Raw genomic sequence first — 535 nt, 5'->3', positions numbered from 1 at the left:
CCACGGGCGATAGAATCGAGAAAAGTTACGGTACCCCTATTTCAACCTTGGAATCGTTGGCAGAGCACGATGATCTGCTTAGGAAAAGCTAGGGTTTTACACCGTGGATTGCAAAAAGCCAAACATTACAGGCGCGCCATTGCCCTCCTCCAGGCAATGAAACACATTGTCTTGCTGCCAGGGATGGATGGTACCGGTATCCTCTTCGAACCCCTGATCCAGGCATTTTCATCAAAGGTCCATCCACATATTATTGACTATTCCATTGATGAAGCACTGGACTACGACCAACTGGCCGGTTACGTCCGCACAAAGCTGCCAACAAATGTACCATACACGCTGATTGCAGAATCCTTTTCCGGTCCTGTTGGCTATGAGATAGCCTGCACACCACCACCCAATCTGAAACATCTGCCTGAATCCGTGACTTCGGCAGCCACCTGAAAGTCGTTCGCCCGATGATAATCGCGTAAAATTGCAGTTCCAGTGATTTTCATGATTTCACCCAAGGGGTGAACTGCCAATGACATTCATC

General features: G+C 48.6%; 1 protein-coding gene. It reads left to right on the top strand.

What is annotated here, in order from left to right; translation table 11 throughout:
- On the top strand, positions 1 to 444 hold a 444-nt coding region (locus tag ACOCD2_RS25785; protein WP_305800844.1), incomplete at its 5' end, for a hypothetical protein.
- Positions 445 to 535 lie beyond the last annotated feature (91 nt).

It is taken from the genome of Thiolapillus sp., assembly GCF_048562965.1.
GTDB classification, from domain to species: Bacteria; Pseudomonadota; Gammaproteobacteria; order Chromatiales; family Chromatiaceae; genus Thiolapillus; species Thiolapillus brandeum_A.
This window is presented reverse-complemented; position numbering and strand designations above follow the sequence as displayed.